The 22,158-nt window shown below is 72.8% G+C and carries 17 protein-coding genes; 10 read left to right on the top strand and 7 right to left on the bottom strand.

Annotated features, from left to right (window positions below; translation table 11 throughout):
- The first annotated feature begins 119 nt into the window (after nt 1-119).
- The 8 genes from rpmH to ACWF41_RS03760 all read left to right on the top strand — a co-directional run bounded on the left by rpmH (nt 120) and on the right by ACWF41_RS03760 (nt 6,117).
- Nucleotides 120-257, top strand: coding sequence for a 50S ribosomal protein L34 (gene rpmH / locus ACWF41_RS03795; RefSeq protein ID WP_013840089.1), 138 nt, complete (start codon nt 120-122; stop codon nt 255-257).
- 3 nt (nt 258-260) lie between these two features.
- Nucleotides 261-650, top strand: coding sequence for a ribonuclease P protein component (rnpA, locus tag ACWF41_RS03790; RefSeq protein WP_380321047.1), 390 nt, complete (start codon nt 261-263; stop codon nt 648-650).
- Nucleotides 647-976 carry a membrane protein insertion efficiency factor YidD gene (gene yidD, locus ACWF41_RS03785; protein WP_380321050.1) on the top strand — a complete coding sequence of 110 codons (330 nt, stop codon included), beginning with the start codon at nt 647-649 and terminating at the stop codon, nt 974-976. Before rnpA ends, yidD begins: the two co-directional genes overlap by 4 nt.
- Before the next feature lie 61 nt (nt 977-1,037).
- Entirely contained in the window at nt 1,038-1,970 is a 933-nt protein-coding gene (gene yidC, locus ACWF41_RS03780) for a membrane protein insertase YidC (protein ID WP_380321053.1), read from the top strand.
- Nucleotides 1,971-1,992: 22 nt separating this feature from the next.
- Nucleotides 1,993-2,523, top strand: a complete 531-nt coding sequence (locus tag ACWF41_RS03775; RefSeq protein ID WP_380321056.1) for a Jag family protein — start codon at nt 1,993-1,995, stop codon at nt 2,521-2,523.
- 79 nt (nt 2,524-2,602) lie between these two features.
- Nucleotides 2,603-3,271 (top strand): 16S rRNA (guanine(527)-N(7))-methyltransferase RsmG, encoded by a 669-nt coding sequence (gene rsmG, locus ACWF41_RS03770; RefSeq protein WP_380321059.1) that lies wholly within the window; start codon nt 2,603-2,605, stop codon nt 3,269-3,271.
- 186 nt (nt 3,272-3,457) lie between these two features.
- A complete protein-coding gene (locus ACWF41_RS03765) occupies nt 3,458-4,525 on the top strand; it encodes a ParA family protein (protein ID WP_380321062.1) in 1,068 nt (355 codons plus the stop codon).
- Between the two features lie 164 nt (nt 4,526-4,689).
- On the top strand, nt 4,690-6,117 hold the full coding sequence (locus tag ACWF41_RS03760; RefSeq protein ID WP_380321065.1) for a ParB/RepB/Spo0J family partition protein: 1,428 nt from the start codon (nt 4,690-4,692) through the stop codon (nt 6,115-6,117).
- 2,548 nt (nt 6,118-8,665) lie between these two features.
- On the opposite strand, the gene trxA is transcribed toward ACWF41_RS03760, so the two are convergent.
- The 6 genes from trxA to ACWF41_RS03730 all read right to left on the bottom strand — a co-directional run bounded on the left by trxA (nt 8,666) and on the right by ACWF41_RS03730 (nt 17,253).
- Complete coding sequence (gene trxA, locus ACWF41_RS03755) at nt 8,666-8,998, bottom strand: thioredoxin (protein ID WP_380242240.1); 333 nt, start codon at nt 8,996-8,998, stop codon at nt 8,666-8,668.
- 32 nt (nt 8,999-9,030) lie between these two features.
- Entirely contained in the window at nt 9,031-10,080 is a 1,050-nt protein-coding gene (gene trxB / locus ACWF41_RS03750; RefSeq protein ID WP_380318899.1) for a thioredoxin-disulfide reductase, read from the bottom strand.
- 122 nt (nt 10,081-10,202) lie between these two features.
- Nucleotides 10,203-12,125, bottom strand: a complete 1,923-nt coding sequence (locus ACWF41_RS03745; protein ID WP_380318896.1) for a protein kinase family protein — start codon at nt 12,123-12,125, stop codon at nt 10,203-10,205.
- Between the two features lie 148 nt (nt 12,126-12,273).
- Nucleotides 12,274-14,253 carry a murein biosynthesis integral membrane protein MurJ gene (gene murJ / locus ACWF41_RS03740; protein WP_380318893.1) on the bottom strand — a complete coding sequence of 660 codons (1,980 nt, stop codon included), beginning with the start codon at nt 14,251-14,253 and terminating at the stop codon, nt 12,274-12,276.
- Nucleotides 14,250-16,592, bottom strand: a complete 2,343-nt coding sequence (locus ACWF41_RS03735) for a DUF6049 family protein (protein WP_380318890.1) — start codon at nt 16,590-16,592, stop codon at nt 14,250-14,252. The genes murJ and ACWF41_RS03735 overlap by 4 nt, the downstream gene beginning before the upstream one ends.
- 10 nt (nt 16,593-16,602) lie before the next feature.
- Nucleotides 16,603-17,253, bottom strand: coding sequence for an NUDIX hydrolase (locus tag ACWF41_RS03730; RefSeq protein WP_380318887.1), 651 nt, complete (start codon nt 17,251-17,253; stop codon nt 16,603-16,605).
- 83 nt (nt 17,254-17,336) lie between these two features.
- Here ACWF41_RS03730 and ACWF41_RS03725 point away from each other — a divergent pair, with 83 nt between their 5' ends.
- Together ACWF41_RS03725 and ACWF41_RS03720 are read left to right on the top strand one after the other, a co-directional pair.
- On the top strand, nt 17,337-18,818 hold the full coding sequence (locus ACWF41_RS03725; RefSeq protein WP_380318884.1) for a CCA tRNA nucleotidyltransferase: 1,482 nt from the start codon (nt 17,337-17,339) through the stop codon (nt 18,816-18,818).
- Nucleotides 18,819-18,916: 98 nt separating this feature from the next.
- Nucleotides 18,917-20,203: an MFS transporter gene (locus ACWF41_RS03720; protein WP_380318881.1), complete on the top strand. Its 1,287-nt coding sequence runs from the start codon at nt 18,917-18,919 to the stop codon at nt 20,201-20,203.
- Between the two features lie 90 nt (nt 20,204-20,293).
- Here ACWF41_RS03720 and ACWF41_RS03715 read toward each other — a convergent pair whose 3' ends face one another.
- Nucleotides 20,294-21,850: an MDR family MFS transporter gene (locus ACWF41_RS03715; protein WP_380318878.1), complete on the bottom strand. Its 1,557-nt coding sequence runs from the start codon at nt 21,848-21,850 to the stop codon at nt 20,294-20,296.
- Nucleotides 21,851-22,158: the final 308 nt, after the last annotated feature.

Below are 22,158 nucleotides of genomic sequence, written 5' to 3'. Positions count from 1 at the left end.
CGGTCCTCGGGTCGGCCCGGTCGACGCCTCCACGTCCTGTACGCGTGCGACGACTGAGAACAGACCTGCATCGTCGAGGAACTGACGGTGTGCCTCCCCGACGTTTCTTGGAGTACCTCGTGAGCAAGCGGACCTTCCAGCCGAACAACCGTCGTCGTGCCAAGACCCACGGCTTCCGGCTGCGCATGCGCACCCGTGCCGGCCGCGCCATCCTGGCGAACCGTCGGCGCAAGGGTCGCGCCGAGCTCTCTGCCTGACGCATGTTGCCCGCGGCGCACCGAATGCGCCGTTCCGTCGACTTCGAACGGGCGGTGCGCCGCGGCACGCGTGCAGGACGATCGACCGTGGTGGTGCATCTCCTCGTCGACCCCGACACCGGCCCGACGGCCGGTGTTTCTGGTGTCGCGAGCCCTGCGCCGACACAGGTCGGTCTTGTCGTATCCAAGGCCGTGGGGAACGCCGTGCACCGTAACCAGGTGAAGCGCCGCCTGCGGCACGCCGCCGCGGAGCACCTCGAGTCGCTCCCCGCCGGCTCGCGCCTCGTCGTGCGGGCGCTCCCCGCCTCGAGCTCCGCCACGTACGCCGAGCTCGACAGCGACCTCGCGGGCAGCCTGGACCGGGCCCTTGCGCGCGCCCGGAGAGCGTCGTGACCGCCTCGACGGTCGGGCGCGGGCGGGACGCGCTGAGGAACCTGCCCGCGGCAGTCCTCATCGGTGTGATCCGGGTCTACCAGTCGGTGATTTCCCCGCTGACAGGCCCCACCTGCAAGTACTACCCGTCGTGCTCGCAGTACGCGGTCATCGCGATCCGTACGCACGGCACGCTGCGGGGGACAGGTCTCGCGCTCTGGCGCATCCTTCGATGCAACCCCTGGAGCCTCGGCGGCGTCGACGACGTACCGCCCGCTCGTGGCAAGCACGCCGACACCGCCGTCGACGCGCCGGCCCACGAGCACCGCGGCGCAGCTCGCCACTGACCATCCCGGACCGCGCCGCCGGGGACCGCAGAGACTTTTCCGACAGAGGAGACACATCGGGATGGATACCATCCTCTACCCCATCGAGTGGGTCGTGGCCTGGATCATGTACGGGGCCCACGCACTCTTCACGACCCTCGGGATGCAGGACGGTCCGGGCTGGGCCTGGGTGTTCTCGATCGTCGCGCTGACGATCGTCATCCGTATCGCACTGATCCCGCTGTTCTTCAAACAGATCAAGGCCTCGCGCGGCATGCAGATGATGCAGCCGGAGCTGCAGGCCGTGCAGAAGAAGTACAAGGGCAAGACGGACCCGGCGTCCCGCGAGGCCATGGGCCGCGAGACGATGGAGCTGTACCGCAAGCACGGCACCAACCCCATGGCGTCCTGCCTGCCGATCCTGCTGCAGTCGCCGATCTTCTTCGCGCTGTTCCGGGTGCTCAACCACCTGTCGGCGATCGCGGACGGTTCCTACCGGACGATCGGCCCGATCGACCAGCGCGTCGCCGCGGACATCGAGCACTCCAAGCTCTTCGGGGCCCAGCTCTCCGACGTGTTCCGCACCACGGACTCGACGACGGCGCGGATCGTCGTCATCTGCCTCATCGTGCTGATGAGCGCCACCATGTTCTTCACCCAGCGCCAGCTGACCATGAAGAACATGCCGAAGGCCGCCCTCGAGGGGCCGATGGCGAGCACGCAGAAGATGATGCTCTACATCCTCCCGGTGATCTTCCTGATCTCGGGCATCAACTTCCCCGTGGGTGTGCTCATCTACTGGGTCATCTCGAACCTGTGGTCGATGGGCCAGCAGTTCTACACGATCAAGAAGATGCCCGCGCCGGGGTCGGAGGCCGAGCGTCTCCTCAAGGAGAAGCAGGCTCGCAAGGCCGCCGCCAAGGGCGCCATCGAGGCCGCCCCGGAGCCGGAGCCCGAGCAGCCCCGGGGGCAGCGTGAGCAGCCCAAGCGCAAGAACCGCCAGAAGCGCCGCTGAGCAGCGAGAGGAATCGACACCGATGACGACGGACACTCCCGTGGACCAGGGGCCCGAGCGCACGGCGCGCCTTGAGGAAGAGGGCGAGATCGCCGCGGACTACCTCGAGGAGCTCCTCGATATCGCGGATCTCGACGGCGATATCGACCTGGACATCCAGCACGACCGCGCTGCGGTCGAGGTCGTGGCCGACGAGGGCGAGGACCTGTCGGCGCTCGTGGGGCAGGACGGCGAAGTGCTCGAGGCCCTGCAGGAGCTGACGCGGCTCGCCGTGCAGGCCCGCACGGGCGAGCGCAGCCGCCTCATGCTCGACATCGGCGGCTTCCGCGCCGCCCGCCGGGAGGAGCTGACGGCGCTGGCCGAGTCGGCCGTCCAGCGGGTGCGGGAGTCGGGTGAGGAGGTCGAGCTCGACCCCCTGAACGCCTTCGAGCGCAAGGTGGTGCACGATGCCGTCGCTGCCGCCGGTCTCGTGAGCGACTCGCGTGGCGTGGAGCCGTCGCGGTACGTCGTGGTGCAGCCGGCTGTCGATCCCGGAGCGACGCCCGCTTCCTGATGTGGACCTCGAGAGCCCGTTGTTTCACGTGAAACGACGGGCTCTCGTCATGAGTGGACTGAAACGAAAGGTGCGGAGGATGACGGACGACGTGACGGACGATGCCGCCGACGACGTGCGCGACGAGGAGCTCGGACGGAGCGATGCCGTCCGCGACTACTTCGGTGACCGGTACGAGCTCGTCGCGCAGTTCGCGGCGAACCTGCGCGCCGAGGGCGAGCTGCGCGGGCTCATCGGTCCCCGCGAGGTCGCGCGGCTGTGGGAGCGCCACATCCTGAACTCCGCGGCGGTCACGCCGTACCTCGGGGACGCCAGGTCGGTCGCCGACATCGGCTCGGGGGCCGGACTACCCGGCATCATCCTCGCGATCCAGAGCCCGGACGTCGAGTTCTCCCTAATCGAGCCGATGGAACGACGGACGGCGTGGCTCGAAGAGGTCGTTGAGGACCTCGGGCTCACGAATGTGCAGGTCAAGCGGGGGAGGGCCGAGGAGTACCACGACGCGTTCGAGGTCGACGTGGTGACCTCCCGTGCGGTCGCGGCCCTTGGCAAGCTGGCGCGGATGAGCCTCCCGCTGGTGCGGCGGGGTGGCGCCATGGTCGTCCTCAAGGGGCGGAACGTCGAGCGCGAGCTGGAGCCCGCCCGCAAGGTACTGCGCGCGTTCAAGACGGCGGAACCGGAGATTCTGGTGGGGCGGACGATCGACGTCGTCGAGGACACGACCATCCTGCGCATCCGGCGGCCCTGACGTGCTGGGCGGGCGCCGCAGCGCCGTTCATGCGACCAGTCCTTCGGCGATCTGAGCCGGCCGGAGTTTTGCCCCCGTCGCGCCCTCAGCGAGGCCGTAGAGTGAGCGCGGAGCATCCGGTCGACGGCGGCAACGCTCGCGTCGGTCCGGGCAGGAAGTCTCTGTGACGAACCGGAGGAGTGGCACGTGAGCACGAGTACGGAGCACGTCGACGACGTCCCGCGTCACGACGGGACCGTGGCGAGCGATCCGCACGTTTCACGTGAAACAGTGCCCGGCCTCACGTGGGCACCCGGTGGACTCCCTCCGGTCATCGACGGGCATCGGGCAGCGCTCGTCGCCTCGGTCCCGGACGCGGACGAGTCGACACCGCTGGCGGCGCAGCTGGCGATCGACGCCCGACGGCGCATCGAGCTCCAGGGCAGGCAGTTCCCGCGCCCGGATCGCACGCGCATCATCACGGTCGCCAACCAGAAGGGTGGCGTCGGGAAGACGACGACCACCGTGAACATCGCGGCAGGTCTGGCACAGTCCGGCCTCAAGGTCCTGGTCATCGACAACGATCCGCAGGGCAACGCGTCGACCGCGCTCGGGCTCGAGCATCGCGCGGGAACGCCGTCGATCTACGAGGTCCTGGTCGAGGACGAGCCGCTCGAGGACACGGTGCAGGAGTGCCCGTCGGTCCCGGGCCTGTACGGCGTGCCGGCGACCATCGACCTGTCTGGCGCCGAGATCGAGCTCGTCTCCTTGGTTTCACGTGAAACACGCCTCCGCCGCGCGTTGGACACCTACCTCGCCCGGCGTGAGGAGCGGGGGGAGGAGCGGATCGACTACGTGCTGGTCGACTGCCCCCCGAGCCTGGGGCTGCTGACAGTCAACGCGTTCGTGGTCGGCCGCGAGGTACTGATCCCGATCCAGTGCGAGTACTACGCGCTGGAGGGGCTGAGCCAGCTGCTAAAGACCATCGAGCTCATCAAGGCCCATCTGAACCCTGAACTGAGCGTCTCGACGATCCTGCTCACCATGTATGACGGGCGCACGAACCTCGCTCAGCAGGTCGCGGCCGAGGTTCGGGAGCACTTCCCCCAGCAGACGCTCCGGACGACCGTCCCGCGGTCCGTGCGCATCTCGGAGGCGCCGAGCCATGCGCAGACGGTCATGACGTATGACCCCGGATCGACCGGGTCGCTCGCGTACCTCGAGGCAGCGCGCGAGCTCGCCGAGCGTGCGCCGCGGCGCGCTGACCTGGGATAAGGCTCGATGATTCGCCACGGAGCGGGCGCGTTGACGCCCAGGGGCTTCACGTCACGCCGCGCCGCGGAGGCTGACGCATGGCATGGTTCGCGCCAGCGGGGTCGCGACCGTACTTTGACGACGACGAGGGGAACGCGGGGCCCCATGGTTCAGGAGGCTGGAGCATGAGTCAGAAGAAGCGTGGTCTGGGCCGCGGGCTCGGTGCGCTGATCCCGTCGGGGCCGGAGGGTGATCGTCCGGTCGACGTCTTCTTCCCGGCGGGGGAGCCCCGAGAGGGTGGGGCCGCGAGCGGGGCTGCCGCGACCATGCCGGCGGATCGCCCGAGCTCCGACGGAACGGAGGAAGGCGGCCGCAGCAGCCGTCGGTCGGCGTCATGGGACTCGGCGATCGCAGGCGGTCGGCTGAGCATCCGAACCGGAGGCGAGGCGCCGGCTCGTGGCGAGGCGCAGGGGTCTGCTCCCGAGGCGGCGTCTGGCGCAGTGCTCACGGAGGTCGCCGCCACCACTGTGGACACGGAGACGCGGGACGCGAATGAGACGACGCGTGAGGACGACGCCTTCGGTGCAGATTCCTTGTCGCTCGGGCTGATCACGAGCATCGCCCTGCCTGATCTGGGAGAGGATGGGGCAGGGCCGGAGCCGGGAACGCCCATGGACGAGCCGGGCGTCCACGACGCTGGGGGATCGTCGAGTGGGGAAGCGGAGCAGGGCGACCTCGTTCCCGTCGAGGACGACGTTTCACGTGAAACCGAGCTGGCGCCGGTTCCTGGCGCACGGTTCGCGGAGATTCCGGTCGAGGCCATCCGGCCGAACACCTGGCAGCCGCGCTCGGTGTTCGACGACGGTGAGCTCGACGAGCTGGTCGCCTCGATCTCCGAGATCGGCGTGCTGCAGCCGGTGGTCGTCCGTCCTGACGCCGCTGACCAGGACCGATACGAGCTCATCATGGGCGAGCGCCGGTGGCGTGCTTCGCAGGTAGCCGGCCTGGAGACCATCCCGGCGATCGTCCGCGAGACGGACGACAGCGACATGCTGCGGGATGCGCTGCTCGAGAACCTGCATCGTGCCGCGCTGAACCCGCTCGAGGAGGCTGCCGCGTACCGCCAGCTCCTCGATGACTTCGGGTGCACCCACGAGGAGCTCGCCACGCGGATCGCCCGGTCGCGGCCCCAGATCTCCAACACGCTGCGACTTCTGAAGCTCCCGCCGCTGGTCCAGCGGCGAGTGGCCGCCGGCGTGCTGTCGGCGGGTCATGCTCGTGCGCTGCTGTCGCTGACCGACGGTGCGGAGATCGAGCGCCTGGCGCAGCGGATCGTGTCGGAGGGCCTGTCTGTGCGGGCGACCGAGGAGATCGTCACGCTGCTGACCAGCGGCGATGGTGAGCGGACGACGCGCCGAGCGCCGCGGGCCGGGCAACGGAGCGAGGCGATGGACGAGCTCGCGACGCGCCTCGCGGACCGGTTCGAGACGCGTGTGAAGGTGAACATCGGCAAGACCAAGGGACGGCTGACCGTGGAGTTCGCGTCGGTCGAGGACCTCAACCGGATCCTTGGCGTCATGGCTCCGGAGGATCCCGGACTCCTTCGCTCCTGACCCCCGATCTTGTTCGACGGGCACTGCCTCCCGATGGTGAGGTGGTGCCCGTCGTCACGTCGCGAAACGTGTCGACCGAATCTCCCTGCCCGCCCCGCCGCGCTTGGGAAGGAGAAGCAGGGCACAGCCGATTCTCCGGAACGGGGCGTGGCGCGGATGTGCATCGCGGTGCAGACCGGCAGAAGGTGTGTGGGCACCGATCGTCGGACGGCGCTGTTTCACGTGAAACAGGAATCCGCGGACTCAGCGTGCACAACGGCACAGCGGTTCCGCAGAGGTTGCGACGGGTCGAGCGCGGGTGGCGCAGGACGTCGATGCGGTCGTGCACCCGCCGGCCAAAGGGTGTTCGCGTGCGTCAGTACTGGTCTGTGCGTCGGTCGGCCAGGCGACGTGCCCCAGCGAGGCGGGGTCCGGTGGGGTCGGCTGCGTGATCGGGCTCGGCCTTCTTCTACGCCCTTCCCGGTGAGGCGTCTAGCTGCGAGTCGGAGTCTGGGGACGCTCGCGTTCGGCGCGTCGGCAGACGAGCGCGGTTCCTCGAGATCGCCCGTGGGATCGGACTGCCTGGTGTTCGGACCTCGACGGATGCGCGGAGAGCGCGGGTGGTGTCGGCAGTAGTCGTGCGGCAGATCCGGAACGAAGGGCGGTCGGGGAGGGTGGTTCTCATCCGGGCGCGACCTGTGGCTGAGGTGCGCCGGCAGCCGTGCCAGCTCGGTTCCGCTGGAGTGGAGCGGTGACGTGAAGTCCCACGCCCGGGCCGACGACGAGGCAAAGGTCGACGCGAGACAGCGGGGTGCTGCAGCGCCTTGACGAAGCGCCCGCGGTCGGAGATCGCTGACCTGGGGCACGCTCCGGGGTTCGCTGCTCGGCTGGGAAGACGGCCTACTGATGCACCAACGAGCGCCGCCTCGGATGATGGCCTTCGCGCGGAGCTTCGATGGATCGCTCCGGCGCCGGTCGGCGCGGGCAGACGTGTCACTGCGTGCGGCGGTGTGGGTGCGAAGTCCTGGTGACGTTCCACGTGAAACATTCCGCCTGAGCGCGCACCTGCCCCTGCCCTTCGTGCCTCCCGTCCGAGGACCGGCCCTTTGCCGGTGCTTCGCCTCCCTGACGGACGTGGACTTGGCCCCGAATCTGATCCCGGTCATGGCGTGGTGCACGGCGCAGGCTTGGACGAACTGACGGTAGGCAGCCCGCGAGCTCTCGGGACGGCGAAGGGAAGCGGCGGATCCCGGCCTGAGGCGGCGACCTTCGGAACGCGGGCACAGTCGCGGCACGTCGAGCGGGCGTCGGCAGGACCGAGCGGAAACTCGGGGTGGCGGTGTCGCTCTGGGCCCACGTGTCGCGTCGACGACCGCAGGTCGCGACCGTCGAAGCCTCGTGACCAGGGAACTCACCCCAGGCCGACCGATCGGGATGGCAGCCGGGTCCAAACCTGATGGCGCCGGGTGGGTAGGTGCCGGCACCAGGGGCCTCGGTCGTCCTGGCCCACCAGAGCCGTGAGGTCGCACGAGCCTCGACGGGGGCCCAGTTGGGCCGGCCTTGCCAGCAGGTGCGACGCGGCGAGCGCCCCGACGCCATGACGCCGGGTCAAGTCGTCGTCCATCTCGAAAGTAGCGGAACGCGGAGGGCGCGTCAGGGCCTCAACGACCAGGCCTCGACGGCGGCAACGTGCCCATCCTGACGTGCCCATCCTGACGTGCCCATCCTGACGTGCCCATCCTGACGTGACTGGCACCTGCGGTGTCCGGCATGGCCCGTCAGACGGGGACCGTCCGGCGGGGCCCGTCCCGACATGGTCCAGCGGGGAGGAGCTGTGCGGTGCGGGCCTGTCCAGCACGGCGTCCGTCCAGCACGGCGTCCGTCCAGCACGGCGTCCGTCCAGCACGGCGTGCCACCGATCAGTGAGGGCCGGGCACGGAAGGGAAGGAGGTGCGTCGCCCTGGCCAGCAGGGCGCGAACCGGAGCACCTTTCTCTGCTTTCAGCACCTCCGTCGCATAGCGTCACTATCGTCAGGAAACGGACCAATCCGGGATCGCAGGACTCGACCGCAGGATGGCGGCGCTGGGGGCGGCAGGCCGGCCTGACCGATCCCGCGCCTGTGGTGGTGATCGGGAACGACGCAGGTCGGAGGACAACCGCGGGCGAGGTCCGGGTCACCGACCCATCGGCGAGCCCCACGGTTTGCCCTTCCCGGCGCCGCCGAGGAGTGCCGCTCGTTCTGGCCGGTTGACCGCAGACGACGGGAGGGTGCCGGCTCGGGCAGAGGGGGCATGGGGATGCGGCACTAGGAGGCCGAGCCCCGCCGCGCGCCCGGTGGCTGGTAAGGGCGGGAAGCAGGGAGCGCACCGCTAATGGACGGCGGACGCCCTCGACCGCACCCTATGCGCAGAGGATCTCGGAGACCGGCGCGTCGACCACGGGGGACGACCCTGGTACGGGGATCTGCGAGCCGGGGCCCACGATCCGGGGCGGCGCTGACCCTCCGAGTCCGGAGACGCCGACGGCCGGGCCCGTTTCACGTGAAACAGACCCGGCCGTCGGGAACGATCAGGCGCTCGGCGCGAGGACCGCGTCGATCTCCTCCTGGAGGGCGCGCTTGGGGCGGGCGCCGATGACGGACTTCACGAGCTCGCCACCGGAGTAGACGTTGAGCGTCGGGATCGACGTGATGCCGTAGGCCATGGTGGTGGCCTGGTTGGCGTCGGTGTCGAGCTTGACGATCTTGATCTTGCCCTCGTACTCGTCGGAGAGCTCCTCGAGGATCGGAGCGACCATGCGGCAGGGGCCGCACCAGGTCGCCCAGAAGTCGACCAGAACGGGGACGTCGGACTCGAGGACCTCGGTCTTGAACGTGTCGTCGGTGACGGCGACGGTAGCCATGTGTCGCTCCTTCGGTGCGTGGTGGGGAAAGGTCAGCCGGCGACCGAGTCGAGGGCGGCGGGCAGCCCGTCGGGGTTCGGCACCGCCGGGGTGCCTGCGACGGACGTCTTGCCCTCGTCGTCGGCGAACTCGGTGAGGTAGGACTGGGCGTCGAGCGCGGCCGCGCACCCCGAACCGGCGGCGGTGATCGCCTGGCGGTAGGTGTGGTCGACGGCGTCGCCGCAGGCGAAGACGCCGGGCAGGTTGGTGCGGGTGGACCGGCCCTCGACGAGGATGTAGCCCTCGTCGTCCAGGTCGATCTGGCCCTTCACGAGGTCGGTGCGGGGGTCGTGGCCGATGGCGACGAACAGGCCCGTCGTGTCGAGCTCGCGCTCCTCGCCGGTCACGGTGTCGCGGAGCGTGATGCCGGCGACCTTGTCCTCGCCGGAGATCCCGGCGACCTCGCTGTTCCAGGCGAACTCGATCTTGGGATCGGCCAGGGCACGGTCAGCCATGATCTTCGAGGCACGGAGCGAGTCGCGGCGGTGCACGATCGTCACCTTGGAGGCGAAGCGCGTGAGGAACGTGGCCTCTTCCATGGCGGAGTCGCCGCCGCCGACGACGGCGATGTGCTGGTCGCGGAAGAAGAAGCCGTCGCAGGTCGCGCACCAGGAGACGCCGCGTCCGGAGAGCTGCTTCTCCTCGGGCAGGCCGAGCTCGCGGTACGCGGAGCCGGTGGCCAGGATCACCGCGCGGGCGCGGAAGGTCTCGCCGCCAAGCGTCACGACCGTCTTGATGTCGCCGGTCAGCTCGACCTGCTCGGCGTCGTCCCAGAGCACACGGGCACCGAACTTCTCGGCCTGCTCGCGCATGGCCTCCATGAGGTCCGGCCCCTGGATGCCGGCGGGGAAGCCGGGGAAGTTCTCGACCTCGGTGGTGTTCATCAGCGCGCCACCGGCGGTGACGGAGCCGGCGATCACGACGGGCGCCAGGCCGGCGCGCGCCGCGTACACGGCAGCCGTGTAGCCGGCCGGGCCCGAGCCCACGATCACGATGTCGTGCACGGTGCCCTCGGGGGTGGCGGTGGTCGGCTGATCGGTCACGTCTTCTCCTGGTCTGCTGGTGTGTCGCGCACCTGGTATGTCGCGTACGAGGGCGCCATCGCCGTCAACACGGCGAGGGGGTGCGGTGTTCCCGGGCGACGGTGCCGCCGCCCGGGAACGGGTCACGAGAGGACGATCTCGTTGAGCTCGAGGTAGTTCTTGCCGTTGGTCACGGGGAGCTCGGTGATCCACAGGACGAACGAGTCCGCGACCGTCTCCTCGGACAGGTCGAGCTTGGTCTCCGAGCCGAACGAGCCCTCGGCGAGCACGGGCCCGTCGGTGGGCTTGTCCCGCGACGTGGCGCGCACCTCGACGTGCCCGCCGGAGGAGTTGGTGTTGAGCGTGATGGACGAGACCGGCGCGGGCTTCTCGAGCTCCACGACGTACCCGACACCGGTGCGCAGCCCGGCGAAGTCGGGGGAGTTGAAGTACATCGTGTACCAGAAGGTCGACGGGTCGCCGTCGTAGGCGAGGTCCACGGCCTCCGGGTGCTGGCCGTCGCCCTCCGGGTCGAGCTGGTCGCCCGACTTGATGACGGGCCGCGCCTCGGCGGTCTCCGTGGGCGTGGTCGACTCGTCGTCGCTGGGCTCCTCGGAGCCGCCGCCCTGGTTGGCGGCCTGGGTCGGCGCCGGGCTCTCGGCGACCGGGGCGTCGTCCATGGGGGACAGGGCGTTGGACACGGCCCACAGCGCGCCGGCGAGGACCAGCACGACGACGAGGCCGAGGACGATCGGCGTCGGGTTCACGCCGCGTCGCTTGGGCGCAGGGGAGGAGGCGAAGCCGCCCGTGTCGGTGCGCGGCTCGCCCCCGCCCGGCGGCGGGGGCACGGGGGCGTGCGCCGTCTGCTGCTGCGGGGCGGCGTACGCCTGCGTGGCATAGCCCGCGGGCGCGGCGCCGTAGGCCTGCGTGGGCTGCTGGGGCGTGGTGCCCTGCTGCACCGGCGCCATCGCGGCCGTCGCCTGGGCGGGCGGCGGCGGGACGGGCGACTGCGGGGCCGTCTGCGGGCCGGCCGGCGGCAGCGCCTGCGTGGCCTGCGCGGCGGCCTGACCGGCGACGGCGGCACCGCCCACGGCACCCCCGACCGCGGCGGACCGGGCGATCCGGCCGCTCGACGGCCGGCGAACGGGGGGCGCGGGCGGCGGCGTGCCGGGCCGGCCGGCACCGTTGCTCCCCGCGCCGAGGACGGAGGACCGGACCGGCGGCTCCGTCGGCGGCTGCACGAACTGCGGCAGCGACGCGACGACGGACACCTCGCCCCACGGGGCGAGCGCGGCGACGACGTCGCCCGGGTTGGCGGGCGCGTCCGGGGCCTCGGCCCCGAAGGTGCGCCGGACGAGCGTGTCCAGCTCCTGGTCGACGTGCGGCACGAGCGCGGAGACCGGCACGACGCCGTTCGCGTCCGTCTGGGCGGGGAGGGGGCGGACCGCGTCGCCGGCGATCCAGGGCTCGTCGAGGGAGTCGCCGGGCCACCGCGCCGTGAGCGCGTAGTAGGCGAGGGCGACCAGGTCGCGCGCGTCGGCGGCCGCGGCAGCGGCGCCGGTGGTCGTCCGGCCGCCGTCCACCCCGGCGAGCGCGGCGTCGATACCGAGCCCGGTGACGACGACACGGTGCCCGTCCACGCGCACGGCCTCCGGGCGCAGGGCGAGGTGGTGCACCCCGCGCTGGCCGGCGGCCTCGAGCGCGGCGGCGGCCTCGCCGACGACGGCGCGCGCCTGCTGGGCGTCGACGAGGCCGCTGGAGACGACCTCCGTCAGCGACGACCCGCGGTACGGCTCGGAGATGATGTAGCTGCGCTGGCCGCTGCCGAGGTCGGTGCTGCCGACGTCGAGCACGCGGGAGAGGCGGGGGTCGGCGACGAGCGCGGCCCGGCGGGCGGCGTCGAGGGCGGCGGTCGCGTACGGGCCGTCGACGAACGTCACCCGGACCGGGCGGTCCAGGATCTGGTCGTGCGCCTCCCACGCCTCTGCTGCAGCGAGGTCGGTGGCTGCGGGCTGCACGAGCCGATAGCGATCGACCATGACGGTCCCGGGATGGGCGGTGCTCACCTGGACTCCTCGGTGGGGGTTCGGGGGGAGGGTGTCCTCCGGTCCATCGGACCATCGTACGGGCGGGCCGGTGACCCCGAGGCGGTGCCCGCCGGGCGCGCCTGCAGGGCCCTCACGGAACCTTCCCGAGCCGGGCACGCGCGTGCGGTCATCGCTTGATCCGGCGGAGGACGGGCGCCAGCGCGTCGTCGAGCTCGCGCACGCGCAGCGCCTTGAGGGACAGGACGTAGCCGGCCACCATCACGACGCCGGCGACGGCCGTGACGAGGACGGAGTGGCCCCACGACGTGACCACGTAGCCGTCCATGAGGCGGACGGCCAGCCACCCGAGCAGCGCCGCGACGCCCGCGCCGACCGTGGCCCGGACGTACAGCCGCATCACCCTGCGGCCGTCGATGCCGTGCAGCTTGCGCCGCATGCCGCGCACGCGCAGCAGCAGCGAGATCCAGGTGGACACCGCGTACGCGCCGCCGGCGGCGACCGCCCACCAGGTGACCGGCAGGACGCTGACCGCGACCCACAGCACGGCGACCATGGAGACCGTCGCGATCACCTGGATGCCGAAGATGGAGCGGCCGTCCTCGAACGCGAAGTACATCCGCCGGACCATCACCGTGGCGCCGAGGGCGACGATGCCGACGGCCATCGCCTGGATGATGGGCGCGATCGCCGCCACGCCCGTGGTTCCTGCCGTGGGGAGCAGGGCCGCGGTGAGCGGGACCGCGAGCACGGCCAGCGCCGCGGCAGAGAACACCGAGAAGATGCCCGCCGACCGCATGCCCAGGGACATGTCGTTGCGGACGCCGTCGAGGTCGCCGGCGTGCACGGCCGCCGTCATCCGGGGGAAGAGGACCGTGATGATGGAGACGACGACCAGCGAGTGCGGCAGCAGGTAGATGGTCATCGCCTGCGTGTACGCCATGTTGCCGGCGACGGCGTCGTCGGTGCCCGACGCCGCCCAGAGCACGTTCGACAGGTACATCACGCCCAGCTGCTCCAGGACGACCGCGCCGATGGTCCAGCCCACGACGGTGCCGGCGGCACGCAGGCCGATGCCGCGGAAGCCCCAGCGGAACCGCCATCGGAAGCCCGTGCGCCGCAGGGCGAACACGAGAACCACCGCCTGCGCGGCGATGCCGAGCGTGGCGGTGCCCGCGAGCACCACCGTCTGCGCCGAGGACCAGGTCGAGAGGTCGGTGATGCCCCGCTCCGGGGCGGCGCCCCACACCACGAGGAACGCGCCGAAGCCGAGCAGCGACACCACGTTGTTCGCGACGGGAGCGAGCCCGTAGGCGCCGAACCGGCCCTGGGCGTTGAGCACCTGCCCGAGCAGCATGTAGAGGCCGTAGAAGAACACCTGGGGGATGCACCAGTACGCGAACACGACGGCGAGCTGCCGGGCATCGGGGTCGACGTGGCCCCGGAGCGTGAAGAGGACGACGATGAGCGGCGCGGCGACCACCAGGACGGCGGTCAGCGCCAGCAGGCCGAGGCCGGAGACCGAGATCAGCTTGTCGAGCCGCTCGCGGGCGTTGCGCGCGTTCATCGCGCGCAGGATCTGCGGGATGAGCACCGCCTGCAGCACGCCCGCCGAGATGAGCGCGAACAGCATGTTGGGCAGCTTGTTGGCGATGTCGAACGCGTTCGCCACCGTGCCGACGGTGCCGACGCATGCCACCAGCAGCACCGAGCGGATCAGCCCCGATGCGCGGGACGCGACGGTGCCCAGCGTCATGACGACGGAGCCGCGGCCCAGGCTGGTGCGGCGCACGGCGTTCGCCGCACCCGTGCCGCCCTCGCTCGGGGCGTCGGCACCGGTGTCGGCCGCGCCGGCCGGGGCCGGAGATCCCGGCTCAGCCGCGGCGGTCCTGGACGGCCCGGCGTCTCCGGTGCTGCCCGGGGCGGACGACGGCACGGCGCCGTCCTCGGACGTCCAGTCCTCCGACGTCGCGCCCCCCGACGCCCGGTTCCCGGAGATCTCGGACCAGGACGGCCCGCGCCGCGCGCCATGGCGCGGCTCCGGCGGGACGGCGGGCGGGAAGCTCGGCGGCATGACGGGGTCGACGGGCGACCCGTCGCGGGGACGCTCGGGCCCGCCGTCGTCGGGGAACGCGGACGAGTCGGTCATGAGGGGTCCTTCTCCGTGTCCTTCTCCGAATCGTTCTCCGAGTCGTGCCGGGTGACGTGCGCGGGGTCGGTGCCGTCCTGCGGGTCCACGTCGGGGCCCTGCGGGTCGACGGCGTCGGCGACGCCCTCGTCGGTGGTGCGCGCGGAGGACCGGCCGCGACGCACGGTACGCCAGATGCCGCCGATGAACAGGAGCGCGATGGCGGCGGCGACGACGGCGGTGCCGGCGGTCTCCCAGCCGGCGCGGACGCGGACGGAGAAGCTGGTGGGGCCGGCGACCACGGTGCTGCTGGGCGCGAGGACCTCGACCTGCAGGTCGACGTCGCCGGACCCGATGGCGCGCACGGGCACGTGCACGTTCACGGACGTGCCGGCGGGGACGACGACGGTGGGCCGCGACTCGACGATCAGCCGGGACACGTTGGGGCGCAGCACGACGGTGACGGTCGCGTCGACGGGGAGCTCGTTCGTCACCTTGACGGGCAGCTTGCCGGTGTCGCTGACGAGGGTGACGTCGGACCGGTCGGCGACGCCGATGCCCTGCTGGAGGTCGTCGGCACGCTCGACGGCGAGGTCGGCGGCCTGGTCGCGGGCGGCGGGGTCGTTCCGCGCGGCGACGGCGAGCGGGGCCACGAGCGCCCGGTCGACGCTGCCGGTGAGCTCGACGGGGTCGTCGGCGACGGTCGCGAACGAGGCGAGCGACCGGTGCGTGCGCAGCAGCCGGTCGACGGACAGGGGCGCGAGCTCGTCGTCGGCGGGGTCGTTCCGCGGGAGCCCGTGGCGCGCCACGCGGGACGCCGGCGCGGCGACCGTGTCGGACAGCGGGACGACGTCGGCCCAGGCGGCGGAGTGGAGGGCGCCGAGCACCTGCTCGACGAGGGCGGCGTCGGGCGACCAGTCGCGGGGGAGGGCGGCGAGGACGTGCAGGTCCCCGGCGCCGGACTCCTGCTCCTGGAGGGCGAGGAGGGCGGTGTCGGCGAGCACGCGCTGCACCCCCTCGACACCGCTGGGCGCGTCGGCGCCGTCGGTGAGCGACGCGAACGCGGCGGACAGGCCGGCGTCGGCCACCAGGGCCGACACCTTGCCGGCGGGCGTGTCGACGGCGGTGCGCGCGGACGCGGGACCGTCATCCGTGGGGGCGAGCCCCGCGCCCACGACGACCTGGTCGACCGGAGCGTCGCGGCCGGTGGCGAGCGTCGCGGCGTCGGGGCGGCCCTCCGGCCACGCGACGGACAGCGACCATCCCGCCGGGCGCTGCCAGGCGCTGCCGAGCGCGGCCTCCCCTCCCGTGGCGGCGGCGACGTCCGTGCGCGTCGGCTCCGTGTGCGCGACGGCCGCGAGGTCGGGGTCGTACCCGGGCAGGACCGCGACGTCGGCCGCGTCACCCGAGGCGACGGTGCTCGCGGCCGCGGGGGTGGCGTCGTCGGCGGCGTCGTCGGTGGTGTCGTCGGAGGAGTCGTCCTGCGCCGGCGGGGTGCGGCCGGTGAGGCGCGTGGCCCAGGCCTGCACGTCGGCGTCGCCGGAGGACTCCGCCGCGGCCACCAGGGCGGGGTCGACGGCGAGCGACAGGCCGGGGGACGTGCCGGTGACCGTGGCGGCGTCGAGGAGCCGCTCGAGGCGCCCGCCCGACGTCGTGAGCTCGCCGAGCTGCGCGTCGTACCCGTCGGTGTCGAGCGGGTCGACGGCAGGCCCGGTGACCGGAGCGGCGACGCTCAGCGCGACCGGGGCGGGCGCGCCCCCCTCGGGGGCGTAGAGGAGGAAGGTGTGGACGACGTCGATCGACGTGCCACCCTGCACGAGGGCGACGGACATCTCGCGGGGCCCCCAGGGGCTCCCGTCCTCGAAGCCGAGGGCGTCGACGTCGAGCTCCAGGCGCACCTGCGCGGACTCGCCGGGCGCGAGGCGGTCGACGGGCTCGGAGGGCAGCTGCCGCGCGGCGGTGCGGGCGCCACCGTCGTCGGCCCAGGCGGCGAGCTCGGCCCGCGACGTGAGCGGCCGCCACGAGACCCCCAGGTCGACGACGGCCCCGTCGAGGGGCCGGTCCGTGCCGTTGGTGACGCGGACGGACAGGTCGACGGTGCCGCCGGGCCGGGCGAGCGCGGGGGCGGTCGACGTCAGCTCGACGGTCGCCCGGCCGGGCTGCGGTGCACCGGCGAGCGGCGTGGTGGCGAGCGGCGCGGTGGAGAGCGGCGCGGCCTCGGCGGCGCGGGTCGGCAGCACGACCGTGCCCACGGTCGCGAGCACACCGAGCAGCAGGAGGAGCACGACGAGCGCCCGGGCCGGGCGGGCGGGCGGGGGTACGGGTGCGGCGACGGCACCCGGACGACGGGAGGTGGTCACGCGGTCGGCCTCACTCGACGGGTCCGGGGTCGGTCTGCCCGAGGACGTCGGGCGTGCGGCGGAGCACCTGCTGCGCGGCGACGGCGAGCCGCTGCTCGTTCGGGTACGAGAGCCGGTCGGGAAGCTGGTCGACGGGGATCCACAGCGCGTCCTCCGCCTCGCCGTCGGGGTCGCCCTCCGCGGTGATCGTGCCGCCCTCCGCGCGCAGGAGGAAGTGGTGCACCACCTTGTGGACGCGGTGGTCCTCACCGCTGAACCAGTAGTCGATGACGCCGAGCCGGGTGCGGATCGTGCCGAGGATGCCCGTCTCCTCGCGGATCTCGCGGACGGCGGCCTGCTCCGGCGTCTCCGCGCCCTCGAGGTGCCCCTTCGGCAGGCACCACTCGAGGCGGCCGCCGCGGTTGCGCCGCACGATGACGGCCGCCTGCGGGCCGCTCGGCGCGAGACGCACGACGAGCCCGCCGGCGGAGGTCTCCTCGTGCACCGGCAGGTGCGTGGTGGTGCCCGACGGCGCGACGCCGACGACGGCGGGCGTCGTCGTGCCGCGAGGCCCGGCGAGCCGGGCGGGGTCGACCTTGAGGGGGTGCCCTCCCGGCGGGACGGGGACACCCGCGGCCGGGCGCCCGCGCCGCGGGGCGGGAACCGGGGCCGGGGTGGACATGCGCCCCACCCTACCGAGTTGCGGCCGTCCGCCGGCCCAGCCTCCGGGGCGCCGACGGCCAGGATCTGGGAGGATGGGACGCCGTGTCGACCCCTGAGCCTCCGGCCCCCGCCGCGCTGCTGCGCCGCGCCCTCGCCGTACTGACCGAGATGGCCCCCGCGGCCGTCGAGCTGGGCGAGGTGTTCCGCGCCGCCGGGCACGAGCTCGCCCTCGTCGGCGGGCCCGTCCGGGACGCCTTCCTCGGCCGCGCGAGCCACGACCTCGACTTCGCGACGTCGGCCACCCCCGACGAGACGCAGGCGCTGCTGGCGCGCTGGGGCGACGCCCACTGGGACATCGGCAAGGAGTTCGGCACCATCGGCGCGCGCCGGTTCGCGCGCGGCGGCAAGGCCGGGTCGGACGACGTCGTCGTCGAGGTCACGACCTACCGCAGCGACGAGTACGACCCCGCCTCCCGCAAGCCCGTGGTGGCGTTCGGCGACACGCTCGAGGGCGACCTGTCGCGCCGCGACCTCACCGTCAACGCGATGGCGGTGCGGCTGCCCGAGCTCACGTTCGTCGACCCGTTCGACGGGCTGGCCGACCTGGCCCGCCGGGTGCTGCGCACGCCGATCGCCCCCGAGCGGTCGTTCGACGACGACCCGCTGCGCATGATGCGCGCCGCGCGGTTCGCCGCCCAGCTCGGCTTCGACGTCGAGCCGGCCACCCGGCAGGCGATCGTCGACATGGCGGGCCGCATCGACATCGTCTCCGCCGAGCGGGTCCAGGCCGAGATCACCAAGCTGCTGCTGAGCGACCGGCCGCGCGCCGGGCTCGAGGTGCTCGTCGACACGGGCCTCGCCGACCATGTGCTGCCCGAGCTGCCCGCGCTGCGCCTCGAGATCGACGAGCACCACCGGCACAAGGATGTCTACCAGCACTCGCTCACGGTGCTGGAGCAGGCGATCGCGCAGGAGACCGGCCCCGACGGCCCGGTGCCCGCGCCCGACCTGGTCCTGCGCCTCGCGTCCCTGCTGCACGACGTCGGCAAGCCGGCCACCCGCCGCTTCGAGCCCGGCGGCGGCGTGAGCTTCCACCACCACGAGGTGGTGGGAGCCAAGCTCGTCGCCAAGCGGCTGCGCGCGCTGAAGTACGAGAAGCAGGTGGTCAAGGACGTGGCGCGGCTCGTCGAGCTGCACCTGCGCTTCCACGGCTACGGCGAGGGGCAGTGGACGGACTCCGCCGTGCGCCGGTACGTCACCGACGCCGGGCCGCTGCTGGAGCGCCTGCACCGCCTCACCCGCGCCGACTCCACCACCCGCAACAGGCGCAAGGCGCAGCGGCTCGCCGACACCTACACCAGCCTGGAGCAGCGCATCGAGGCGCTGCGCCAGAAGGAGGAGATCGACGCGATCCGCCCCGACCTCGACGGGTCGCAGATCATGGCGATCCTCGACGTCGCGCCCGGCCCCGTCGTCGGTCAGGCGTACAAGCACCTGCTGGCGCTGCGGATGGAGCACGGCCCCCTCGGCGAGGAGCGCGCCACCCAGGAGCTGCGCACCTGGTGGGACGCCCGGCAGTCGTGACCTGACGCCCTTGCCCCCGCGCTCCGGCCCGGGTCTATCCTCGGGCTCGCGCACGGGCCCGACGGCGAGCCCGGCGGCGCGACGAGCGGAGGCGGGACATGAGCGGGCTGTCGGGCGTGGTCGCGACGACGGAGGACCGCGGGGACCGGCGGGCGCGGCTCGTGGTCGCCGCGTTCTACCTGGTGCAGGGCATGTGCTTCGCGGGCCTGCTCGCGCAGGTGCCGACGCTGCAGCACGACCTCGGCATCTCCGACGGGCTGCTGACCCTGATCCTGCTGCTGGTGCCGATCGTGGCCGGCGTGGGCAGCGTCCTCGCGGGGGCGCTGGCGCCGCGGGTCGGCAGCGCGCGGCTGCTGCGCGTGTGCGGGCCGCTGGTGGCGCTCGCGATCCTCGGGGTGGGCCTCGTCCCGACGGTCGGCGTGCTCTACCCCGTCGTCGCGTCGGTGGGGCTGCTGCTCGGCCTGGTGGACGCCAGCATGAACATGCAGGGCGTCGAGGTGGAGCAGCGGTACGGCCGCAGCCTACTCAACTCGTTCCACGGCGCCTGGAGCGTGGGCGGCATCCTCGGCTCGCTCGCCGCGGTGCTGGCGCACTCCGCGGGCTGGTCGCTCGCCGGCGGGCTCGCCCTCGTGGCCGCGGTGGGGGTGTCCGTCGACCTCGTCGCGACGGTCCTCGCGCGTCCGGTGCGCCCGGCGGTGCCCGACGTCGGCGCGGTGCCGGGGCTGGTCCTGCCGGACCGGACGGCCGGGCAGGCCGCGCCGAAGGCCGCGACGTCGAAGCCCGCCGCACCGAAGCCCGCGGCACCGCCGTGGGGCCCGCTCGTCCTGGTGGGGCTGGCCGTCACGATCGTCTACGTGGCTGACTCGGCGACGTCGAACTGGTCCACCAAGTACATCCAGGACGCCCTCGGGGCCGCGGCCAACGTGGCCCCGCTGGGCCTCGCCGCGTACCTGGGCTGCCAGCTCGTGGGGCGCCTCGCCGCGGACCGGCAGGTCAACCGGTTCGGCCCGGTGGTGCCCGTGGCCGTCGGCGGGCTGATCGGGGCGGCCGGGCTCACCGCGGTGACGCTCGCCCCCAGCCCGTGGCTGGCGATCGTGGGCTTCGGTCTCACGGGGCTCGGGCTGAGCGTGGTGGTGCCGCTGTCGTTCTCCGTGGCCGGCCGGCTGGACCCCGAGGGCACCGGGATCGCCGTCGCGCGGGTCAACCTCTTCAACTACGTCGGCTTCGTCGTCGGGGCGGGCCTCATCGGCGGCGTCGCCGAGGTGCTGAGCCTGCGGCTCGCGTTCGCCGTGCCCGCGCTCCTGGCGCTGGGCGTCGTCCTGCTCGCGCCCGCGTTCCGCGTCGCGGCCCGCGACACGACGCACGCCTCCCCGTCCGCCGCCTGACGGGACGACGACGGGCGGCCACCGTCGGTTGACGGTGACCGCCCGTGACCGGGCCGGCCCGTGACGTGGCCGGCCCGCGCCGAGGCCCGGTCAGTGCGCGGCGGGCGCGCCCTCGGCGCCGTCCGGCACGCGCCGCAGCAGGAGCGACAGCCCCACCGCGACGAGCATGATCGCCGCGCCCCAGACGAACGCGTCCCCGACGCCCTCGGCGAGCGCGACCTGCGCCGTCGCGCCGTCCTCCATGAGGGCGACGGACCGCGTGGTCATGACCGCGACGAACATCGCGGTGCCGGCGGCGCCGGCGAGCTGCTGCACGGTGCCGATCGCGGCCGACCCGTGGGAGTACAGCCGCGGGGTGAGCGACGAGAGCGCCGAGGTGAACAGCGGCGTGAACATGAACGCGAGGCCGAGGCTGAGCGTCACGTGCAGCGCCAAGATGTACCACGGCGACGAGTCCGCGTGCACCCGCGTGAACAGGGCCAGCGCGATCGTCACGACAGCCAGGCCGGGCGTGACCAGCGGGCGCGGGCCCACTCGGTCGTAGAGCCTGCCGACGACCGGGCCGAGCAGGCCCATGAGAGCACCGCCCGGGAGGACCACGAGTCCCGTCCACAGCGGGTCGAGACCGAGGGCCTGCTGGAGGAAGAGGGGTAGCAGGATCAGGGAGCCGAACATGGCGAGCATGCCGACGGCCATGATCGCGAGGCTCACTGAGAAGGAGCGGAACCGGAACACGCCGAGGTCGAGCAGCGCGCGGTCGTCACGGGCCAGGAGGAGCTGTCGCCAGACGAACAGGCCGAGGACCGCGGCGCCGACGACGATCGGGATCCACGGGGCGACGGGCGGCGCGTGGCGTGCCGCCTCGCCGAGGCTGGACAGGCCGTACACGAGGCCGCCGAACGCCACGGCCGCGAGGAACAGCGACAGCGGGTCGAGGCGCGAATGTCTACGGTCTGCGACGTCTCGGATGTACAAAAAGCCCATGACCAGCGCGAGGACGGCGATCGGGAGCACGATGCCGAAGACCCACCGCCAGCTCAGGGAGCTGAGGATGATGCCGGACACGAAGGGACCGAGCGCCGGGGCCGCGGCCATGACGATGGAGATGTTGCCCATCACCTTGCCGCGGATGCCCGGGGGCACCACCGTCATGATCGTGGTCATGAGCAGCGGCATCATGATCGCCGTGCCCGAGGCCTGCACGATGCGGCCGCCCAGCAGCCACCCGAAGCCGGGGGAGAGTGCGGCGAGCAGGGTGCCCGCGCTGAACAGCGACATCGCCAGCAGGTAGGCGCCGCGGGTGCCGAGGCGCTGCAGCAGGAACCCGGTGGCCGGGATGATCACCGACATCGTGAGCATGAAGGCCGTGGTGAGCCACTGCCCGGTGCTGGCGGTGATGCCGAGGTCGGTCATGAGTGGCGCCAGGGCGACGCTCATCGTCGTCTCGTTGAGGATGACGACGAACGCCGAGCCCAGCAGCAGAGCGATGACGGTGAACTGCTGGCGCGTCAGGCGCTGGGGCACGGCCTCGTCGATGACGATGCCGGCCGCGGCGGGGGCGCCGTCGGTGGTGGTGGGGGTCAGGGCGGCCTCCGGGGTGCTGGCGGCGGACGGGACGGTGGTGTCTGTCGGTCGGGGGGCTGGCACGCGGTGCTCCGCTCGCGTCGGTGCCGGGCGAGCCCGGCGGAGGGCAGGTCAGCACCACGCCGGTGGGCGCGGCACGTCGTCGTGGGTCGGTCGTGTCCGGGGGACGGTCACCCTCGGTGCGGTCGCCGGAAGGCGAGACCGTACTGTGTACGACCACGAACCATCCTGCGATATTCCCGCACCCGTGACGACCTGTTTTTCCGACCGAACTCGTCGGTGCCAGGCGGACGGGTCTCCGCGCGGACCACACCCAGCCTGCGGGCGGTCCGGGCCGCGAACAAGGCCGGGAACGGCAACGACCGTGAACC

It is taken from the genome of Isoptericola sp. NPDC055063 (genome assembly GCF_053608125.1).
Note: the sequence above shows the minus strand (reverse complement) of the source record. Positions and strands in the feature narration are given on the sequence as shown.

What these genes read in the sequence shown, in the direction of transcription:
- rnpA (WP_380321047.1), top strand. Translation starts at nt 261, where the DNA reads ATGTTGCCCGCGGCGCACCGAATGCGCCGTTCCGTCGACTTCGAACGG.
- ACWF41_RS03730 (WP_380318887.1), bottom strand. Translation starts at nt 17,253, where the DNA reads ATGTCCACCCCGGCCCCGGTTCCCGCCCCGCGGCGCGGGCGCCCGGCC.
- murJ (WP_380318893.1), bottom strand. Translation starts at nt 14,253, where the DNA reads ATGACCGACTCGTCCGCGTTCCCCGACGACGGCGGGCCCGAGCGTCCC.
- ACWF41_RS03760 (WP_380321065.1), top strand. Translation starts at nt 4,690, where the DNA reads ATGAGTCAGAAGAAGCGTGGTCTGGGCCGCGGGCTCGGTGCGCTGATC.
- ACWF41_RS03775 (WP_380321056.1), top strand. Translation starts at nt 1,993, where the DNA reads ATGACGACGGACACTCCCGTGGACCAGGGGCCCGAGCGCACGGCGCGC.
- rsmG (WP_380321059.1), top strand. Translation starts at nt 2,603, where the DNA reads ATGACGGACGACGTGACGGACGATGCCGCCGACGACGTGCGCGACGAG.
- ACWF41_RS03720 (WP_380318881.1), top strand. Translation starts at nt 18,917, where the DNA reads ATGAGCGGGCTGTCGGGCGTGGTCGCGACGACGGAGGACCGCGGGGAC.
- yidC (WP_380321053.1), top strand. Translation starts at nt 1,038, where the DNA reads ATGGATACCATCCTCTACCCCATCGAGTGGGTCGTGGCCTGGATCATG.
- trxA (WP_380242240.1), bottom strand. Translation starts at nt 8,998, where the DNA reads ATGGCTACCGTCGCCGTCACCGACGACACGTTCAAGACCGAGGTCCTC.